This window comes from Candidatus Hydrogenedentota bacterium, from assembly GCA_012523015.1.
GTDB lineage: Bacteria > Hydrogenedentota > Hydrogenedentia > Hydrogenedentales > CAITNO01 > JAAYBJ01.
This window is the reverse complement of record JAAYJI010000222.1, coordinates 1-8110: the sequence shown is the minus strand read 5'-3', so window position 1 is coordinate 8110 and position 8110 is coordinate 1. Positions and strand designations below refer to the sequence as shown.

Below are 8110 nucleotides of genomic sequence, written 5' to 3'. Positions count from 1 at the left end.
GATCAGCTACACTTCCACGGATCTTTGCGCGCCCTTTTTGCAAGTCCACATCTACGCCACTGACGCCTGAAACAGATTTCAGGCTGTCGGTGACAGTATTCGCGCAAAAACCACAACTCATCCCGGTTATGGATAACTCAATAGCCGGTTCATCGGAGGCCGTTTCGGATTCAGCGGCATCACTCTTGAAGATAAACGCCCGCACACGGGATCCATAAACGCTATTAAGAATCACAATCCCGAGCACGATGGCCGCCGCAATGTTAAACCAAGTCAAGCCCATATCATGATCATGGACATGGTTTTCCGCGAAGCTGGAAATCCACGACTGTTTCACCAAGGCATCATAAAACAGACCGGAGATGATCGCGCCTGTTGCCACGGTAAAAAGATAAATATACGTTACTCTTCTTCCCAGCATTTTCCAAACCGTGGCAATCGCGGCGGCATTGGTCGCAGGGCCGGCGATAAGGAAGGCAAGGGCCGCGCCCGGTGAAGCGCCAAGGTGAATAAAGCCCAAGGCTACGGGAATAGAGGCCGTGGCACAGACATAAAGGGGGATACCGATAACGGTCATGACGACCATGGACAAGAATCCGCCGCCAATATAAGGTTTCAGCAATCCGGAGGGAAGCAAGGCGGAAATCATTCCCGCTAAAATAATGCCCACCACTAAAGGCCGGGCAATATCGCGGGGCAAGGTTTCCAAGCCGTAGCGGAATGCTTCGGGTATGGAACGTAGAAAAGAAGTTTTTTCGACCGTATCCGCAACGGGCTTTACAGCACAACAAGACGCCGTCGTTTCTTCTTCTCCCTCGTGGGTGGCAGTTGATTCTTCTTCTCTGTCAAAAATCGTAGTTAGAATACCGCCGGTCAGCCCGGTAACCAAGGCAAGCAAAGGCCGGATTATGCCCATAACAGGCCCCAGCATACCCCACGTGGCAAGAATAGAATCTACGCCCGTCTGGGGTGTGGCAATCAAAAATCCTGTTGAAGCGCCCTTTCCCGCTCCTTGCTTTCTGATGGATGCCATTACGGGAATCACACCACAAGAACACAAGGGCAAGGGTACCCCGAGCGCCACACTTTTGAGCACAGGAATAAAGCCTTTTCCACCGAGGTGCCGCTGTATCCATGTAGACGGAGCGAGTATATAGAGGAATCCGGCGACTAGGAATCCAAACAGCAAATACAGGGACATTTGCCCGGCAACGATTACAGTTTCTTCAATTACACTCAGTAAAATTTCTTTCATAATCCCTCTATCTATTTTTATTTTATAGAGGGAACGTCAAAAAAGAATTGTTTATTCCAATAGTTGAAACAGGCTGCGTTTACTACTAGGTGTAGATTATTGTTCTTTCCATTTTCAAGAATATTTCAGGCGACGCAGCGCCGTATATCGCAGCTATTTATTCAGATTCTTTGGATTGAAATACGGCAAGTTGTTCTAACAAAAGATCTTGGGTGCTCTCATCGAAATGGTTATGGGTACAGGGACTTATAGAAATGAAATTTTTAGGAGAAGCCGATTGGGCATAGGCGCTCTCAAGAATAGCCTTGATTTTTTCTGCCTCTTGCGGAGGCGCGAATCGATCAAATTGCGGGGTTACCATGATCAAGGGTTTCGGCGCCTGTAGACTCAAAATCTCATCCAAATCGTAGGGCAGCTGATTTTCTTTTCCGGAGAAAAGACCCAGTTGCGGCAGTACCATGCGTTCCTGTGCCCAGCGGTTGATGCCGCCTGTTTCCAAAACATCGGTATCTAGACGATAAGGCAAAGGCGGACAGACCAGCCCATAGCCACAGGGTCGTTGATCCAAAGCGGCAAGATGCATAGCGGTTAAAGCACCGGACTCATAGCCGACCACCCAAATTTCATCGGGGTCGACATAGGGGAGTTCGACCATAGCATCTAGTGCCTCTTGCGCGTCCCGCACCATTTTTCCTAGAAGCGACCAGTTCGGATGCCGTTCGTAAAAATGTTCGGCTTCTTCGACACGCCTTCCCGCAGCAATGGGATCAAAGCAAAATACCACATAACCGTTGCGCGCGAGTTTGCTATAAACCTGCTCGCCCCGTCGATAAGAGGCATGGTAGCCCGTTGGCGCGCACAAGGGCGGCAAATATAAAATAGCCTTCTTTTTCGCGCCTTCTTTTTGTGTACCTTTTGGCATATAAATTTCAGCGGCAATATATTCACCAAACACAATTTGATCTCGTTCCAAGACGGAAGCGAGGTTCGATCGACTCAATAAAGATAGTACCGAATCTTTTGACGTACCGTAATCCATAACGGGCGCTTTCGCCTGGGGCGGCGCCTCACCCAAGAATTTTTTGACGACGCCCGCCATAGCCTCTGCATCTTTTACAGACTCATCATCCGAAGCTGTATCAGGCTGATAGGCCGGTTTCGCATTGGCCTTCCAGCTTTCCCAGTCCCATGGATACACAAAACGTTCTTCAAAGCGATAATCGCCCCGTCCGAATTGAAGATCGCACCAGTCCATATATTGTTCAATAATTTCCGCCCACGTTTCGTGTCCACCGGAACGCCACATAATGCGTAATTTATCTTCCGCGTCGTAGAGTTGGTAAACGGGTTTGGCAGCAAGATAGGTATGCTGCAGCGCCCATGTGTGCTCAACGCCATCGTTGACCGCGATGCTTAAAAGGCAAGGTCTCGGCGCGGCTAATGCGGCGAGATGATGCAAATCTACAGGCACTTTATGTTCACGGCCAATAAAAAACCGCCACCGAGGATGGAACCATTCAGGGAAAGTTCGGGTAATATGTTCGATGCCTTCGCAATACTGGCTTTCTCCACAATATCGGGATGCCATGCTCCCGCCCACGCCGCTGCTGCTTGAAATGACCACCGCGATTCTTTCATCGAAGGCGGCTCCCATGAGACTTGTTTTCCCATTTCGCGAATGTCCGGTCAGCGCGGTCTTGACCGTATCTGCTTCGGGCAGCGTTTCGTGATAATCGAGGCAACGCCCGGCTGCCCATCCGCGTCGCATCAGTCGCGACCACTCATACTCAGGCCAAGCATTAGCAAATGTATCCGTATCATCGCGACTGTCGCCGCCTGCATAGATACAAGTGATATAACCGCGGCGCACGGCGATTTGTGCCCAGCCTCGGTGGGTGTCTTGGCTCATAAAAATAGGGAAGGGGCCGGTACCGTCGGGGATATAGAGTTCTACCCATAGCTGCGCTTTTTCATCAGGGCCAAAGTGGAGGATGAGTTCACGTCTGCGCATCCCCTCCCCCCTATCTTCCGCTAAAATTTCAGCGCGGACTGGACCTGGTTCGGACGGGACAGTTCCGAGAATCCAATGCTGCAATTCTTGTAGCAGCCGTTCGCGCTCTGCGCGCCACGCGGCAATATCGGTAATCTGTACTTTTTCTCCGTTGATGACGGGCGCGAGCGGCAAGGGAATGGGCGCATGGCTCGGCAGTGTATCAAAATCGGGATAATCAGCCCCGCTTTTTTCCAGCCATTGAGAAAAAGGATCGCTGGCAGGAATCCTATTCAAATACGACTCCAAATTGTCATCGCACGGTGTTGCTGAAAATGACGCAGCGAAAAGACATAATCCTACCAATAGACCCTGCATAGTTACCTATCCTTTCTTCATCCTTTTGAACGCCATAAGAGCGTTTCTTGGAAGTTTATTTTTTCTTCTTCTTTTTTTTGTGTTTCGTTTCAGTAACAGTCGGTGCGGCCGGCACAGGCACCACTTCCGACTTCATCGCACGAACCCAGAACAACAAACCGGCGACAAAAATAAAAAGACTGTAGAATGTGCCCCGACTCAAGCCCAAAATAAGTGCAGCGTCCGGCTCTCTAAAAAACTCACAAAAGATTCTAAATAAGGCATAGAAAAACAGGAATTCGCCGGTAATCAGACCCGGCCGTAATCGTGCGTTGGTTTTCCAATAACGGAACTGGAGCCACATCAATAACACCGCCCCTTCCAACGCCGCCTCATAGAGCTGCGAAGGATGACGGGGCAATATGTTTTCCGGAGACAGTCCGGGAGCGCTCCTCGGAAATATGACCGCCCACGAGATATCAGAGACTTTTCCCCAAAGTTCTCCGTTAATAAAATTAGCGATGCGGCCCATTAACAGTCCCATGGGCGCTAAGGAAGTAATCATATCGCCGAACTGCAATAGGGATGCTTCGGTGCGGCGGGAGACATAGAGAGCGGCAATAACGACACCGATCAATCCACCATGAAAGGACATTCCGCCTTGCCACACTTCAAAAAGGAAAAAGGGACGGTGGATCAGTTCTTCAAGTCCGTATAACACACAATAGCCGATGCGTGCCCCTAATAAAACGCCCAAGACCATGGCGTACAATGCCAATTCTTCTTCATTTGCTTTTAGGGGAGAACGATTTTTTTTAAGCATGAGGCGGTGCATGGCAACGCCAAATACAAAGGCCAAGACATAGGCCAATCCATAATAGCTGATTCCGATATTCCCCCAGATATGCAGTAATTTTGGATCAAGATCATGAACCCAATGGGTGGTTTCATTCATGATTTTCTTTCTTTAGTGATTGAGAAAAGAATGGCTGAGCGTACAGCCGGTTGTTGGCAGACAGCAAGGTATCTTGTTGATCGCGCCAATCCAAATGAAGCAGTTTCAGGTTGGATTCTACTACGAATATAGTTATAGGAATCAATTTCCAAACCCTGCCGCCCTTGAAAGAGCTTAGCTTAGAAGCACGCATAATTCAAATTTTAAATACAAATGCTTGAAGCAACATTCTGTTTTCATTATGATAGAGAGATTCAAAATACGTAGATTGTCTATCCTTTTTTCCACCCCCCTTGTTGAGTGTATCAAATGATCCTTACTGAAATTGTCGAAAATAAAAGAAGAGAAATCGCAGAACGAAAAACGCAAACGTCCTTGCGAGAAATTGAAGACCGACTCAATCACGCGCCCCGGTTAAAAGATTTTCGCAGTGCCTTACGTGCTCCCGGCATTAATATCATTGCCGAGATCAAACGCCGTTCCCCTTCACGGGGAGATATTCTGCCCGGTATAGACGCTGTGGAAGTGGCGGTGACCTATGAACAGTCGGGCGCGAAAGCAATTTCTGTGCTGGTGGATCAAACATTTTTTGGCGGCAGCCTAGAAGATCTGTATAAAGTCTCGAACCACGTTCGTGTCCCTTGCCTGTGCAAAGAATTTATTGTGGATCCCTACCAAATCTACGAAGCCCGCATGATGGGCGCTGATGCTATTTTGCTCATCGTACGTATTCTCAGCGACAATGAACTGAGTTTCTTTCTGCAAGAAGTCAATAAATTAGGGATGTCCGCCTTGGTGGAAACCCATAATGAGGAAGAGATACAGCGTGCCTTGGCTGCAGGTGCGCACATTATCGGGATCAACAATCGCGATCTGGATACCCTTGAGGTAGACATTCAAACAACTTCCCGTTTAAAAAGTAAAGTGCCCGGCGGCAATATTCTGGTTGCGGAGAGCGGTATCAAAACACCGGAAGAGGTGCGTTTTCTCCATAAGAGTGGTATTGATGCCTTTCTGATTGGCGATTCGCTGCTAACGAGCAACAATATACAGGAAAAATTGGAATCGCTGATTCATGATGACTAAAGTAAAAATATGCGGTATCACGACTGCCGAAGATGCCATGGCTGCCGTGGAGGCGGGCGCCGATGCCCTCGGCTTTGTCTTGGCGGAAGAAGGCCGAAAACGTAACCGATATATTGATCTCGATGACGCAGTGACCATACTCAATCAGCTTCCTGCCTTTATCACCACAGTGGCGGTCGTTATCAATGAACCTGTGGAACGTTTACAAGAACTGCTCACTGTTTTTGATCGAATTCAATTGCATGGTGATGAGTCGGCGGAACTATGTGAAGCGCTGGGGCATCGTGTCTACAAGGCTTTTCGTGTTGGCCCTCATTTAAATACGGAAACGATTGCGCAGTGGCCGGGGCAGATGTGCCTCTTAGATGCTTGGACCGAAGAAGCGTATGGCGGTACGGGAACCCAATGTGACTGGCAATTTGCCAAAGCGGCGGGCGCAAAGAAACAAATTATTCTTGCCGGTGGTCTTTCGCCGGAAAATGTTGAAGAAGCTATATTACGGGTTCAGCCTTTCGCTGTTGATGCATCGAGCAGCTTGGAAAGCAGCCCCGGGAAAAAAAATCATGATCGAATCCGACTTTTTATCTACAACGCGAGAAAAGCATCTCTTTCCTGACGGGAAAGGGCGCTACGGTCTTTATGGCGGCAGGTATGTTCCTGAGACCCTTTTTTTTGCTTTGGATCAATTAGCCGCGTCCTACAAAAAAGCAGTAAGCGATGCCGATTTCCAAAAAGAATTGGCAACGCTTCAGAGTACTTATGTGGGCAGGCCTACGCCCCTTTATTTTGCGGAACGGTTAACGCGAAGCCTTGGCGGCGCCAAGATCTATTTTAAGCGCGAAGATCTCGCCCATACAGGCGCCCATAAAATCAACAATGCACTGGGCCAATGTCTCCTCGCACGGCGCATGAATAAACCGCGGGTTATCGCGGAGACAGGCGCCGGCCAACATGGCGTTGCCACGGCAACCGCTGCCGCCCTGCTCGGCTTGAAATGCGACGTCTATATGGGCGCTGAAGACATGGAGCGTCAAAAGCTAAACGTGTTCAGAATGCGCTTGATGGGTGCTCAGGTCATTTGTGTGGATTCAGGATCACGGACGCTCAAGGACGCGATCAATGAAGCGCTCCGTGACTGGGCAGCCAATGTGGAAGGTACCCATTACGTCTTGGGCACCGTTCACGGTCCCCATCCTTTTCCCATGATATGCCGGGATTTCCAGTCCATTATCGGGCGCGAAACACGCCGTCAAATTCTTAAGACGGAAGAGCGCCTGCCCGACATGATGATTGCTTGTGTGGGCGGCGGTTCCAATGCCATCGGACTTTTCTATGACTTTTTGGGCGATGAACAGATCCGCATGATTGGCGTAGAAGCCGGCGGCACCGAGATTACACCGGGCATGCATGCAGCCCGATTTGCAGCCGGTTCCTTCGGCATGCTTCAGGGCGCATTAAGTTACGTATTACAAGATGAAAACGGGCTGATCGGCAGTACCCACAGTGTCTCCGCCGGTCTCGATTATGCCAGTGTGGGCCCCGAACATGCTTATCTCCACGATAAGGAACGCATCAAATATACCTATGCGACCGATGACGAGGCTTTAGACGCCTTTCAGCGTTGCAGCAAACTGGAGGGCATTATTCCCGCTTTGGAAAGCGCCCATGCCATAGCCGAGGTAATCAAACAAGCGCCATCCATGAATAGCAAGGACATTATTGTCATGAACATGTCAGGCCGCGGCGATAAAGACGTGCAACATGCGGCTCGCTTTATTTCAATGGATGAGGATCAATAAAATGAATCGCATTGCAACGCTATTTCAAGAACACGCTCAACACGGCAACTCTCTGTTTATCCCCTACATCACCGGCGGCGATCCCAGCTTGACCGTGAGCGAAGATGTCATCGTGCGTTTGGAAGAAAGCGGCGCCGATCTCGTCGAATACGGCGTCCCTTTTTCTGATCCGGCAGGGGATGGCCCCGTAATTCAAAAAGCAGCCTTACGCGCTTTGCAGCAGGGTGTTAGTTTGCGCTCCATGCTCCATTCCGTTGAGCGCCTCCGCCAACGGACCCAAATCCCGCTGCTCATTTTCACCTACTACAACCCGCTGTTGGTCTATGGTGAGAAAGATTTCGCACGTGATGCCGCCAATGCAGGTGTTGATGGCGTCTTATGTGTTGATCTGCCCCCTGACGATGCCGATGTCTATCGACAGGCCATAACTGATAATGATTTGATCGCCGTTTTTTTGGCGGCTCCTACCAGCACGGATGAACGTCTCGCTAAAATCGGTGCGGCTTGCGATACCTTCGTCTACTATATTTCACGCCTTGGCGTGACGGGTGAACGTGCTGCCATCGCTCAGAATCTAGCGCAAGCTGTGACGCGGGTTCGTGAAAAAGCACAGAAACCGGTGGTTGTCGGTTTCGGTATTTCCACACCGGATCAGGCGCGCAGCGTGG

General features: G+C 49.8%; 7 protein-coding genes. 4 read left to right on the top strand and 3 right to left on the bottom strand.

The genetic code is table 11. The features are described 5' to 3' along the window. From GX117_09440 to lgt, 3 genes are all read right to left on the bottom strand, one after another. The coding region (locus GX117_09440) for an SO_0444 family Cu/Zn efflux transporter (GenBank protein NLO33562.1) at positions 1–1255 on the bottom strand (1255 nt) is incomplete at its 3' end. A gap of 157 nt (positions 1256–1412) precedes the next feature. Next, the gene (locus GX117_09435; GenBank protein NLO33561.1) at positions 1413–3623 is read right to left on the bottom strand and encodes a hypothetical protein; all 2211 of its coding nucleotides are present in this window, start codon (positions 3621–3623) and stop codon (positions 1413–1415) included. Positions 3624–3678: 55 nt separating this feature from the next. Next, the gene (lgt, locus tag GX117_09430) at positions 3679–4557 is read right to left on the bottom strand and encodes a prolipoprotein diacylglyceryl transferase (protein NLO33560.1); all 879 of its coding nucleotides are present in this window, start codon (positions 4555–4557) and stop codon (positions 3679–3681) included. A 309-nt stretch (positions 4558–4866) separates the two neighbouring features. On the opposite strand from lgt, the gene trpC reads away from it, so the two are divergent. The 4 genes from trpC to GX117_09410 form a co-directional block, all read left to right on the top strand. Beyond that, positions 4867–5643, top strand: coding sequence for an indole-3-glycerol phosphate synthase TrpC (gene trpC, locus GX117_09425; GenBank protein ID NLO33559.1), 777 nt, complete (start codon positions 4867–4869; stop codon positions 5641–5643). After that, positions 5633–6259 (top strand): phosphoribosylanthranilate isomerase, encoded by a 627-nt coding sequence (locus tag GX117_09420; protein ID NLO33558.1) that lies wholly within the window; start codon positions 5633–5635, stop codon positions 6257–6259. The genes trpC and GX117_09420 overlap by 11 nt, the downstream gene beginning before the upstream one ends. After that, positions 6207–7442 (top strand): tryptophan synthase subunit beta, encoded by a 1236-nt coding sequence (gene trpB, locus GX117_09415; protein ID NLO33557.1) that lies wholly within the window; start codon positions 6207–6209, stop codon positions 7440–7442. Before GX117_09420 ends, trpB begins: the two co-directional genes overlap by 53 nt. A 1-nt stretch (position 7443) precedes the next feature. Next, positions 7444–8110 (top strand): tryptophan synthase subunit alpha (locus tag GX117_09410; GenBank protein ID NLO33556.1); only part of this gene is annotated, 667 nt, incomplete at its 3' end.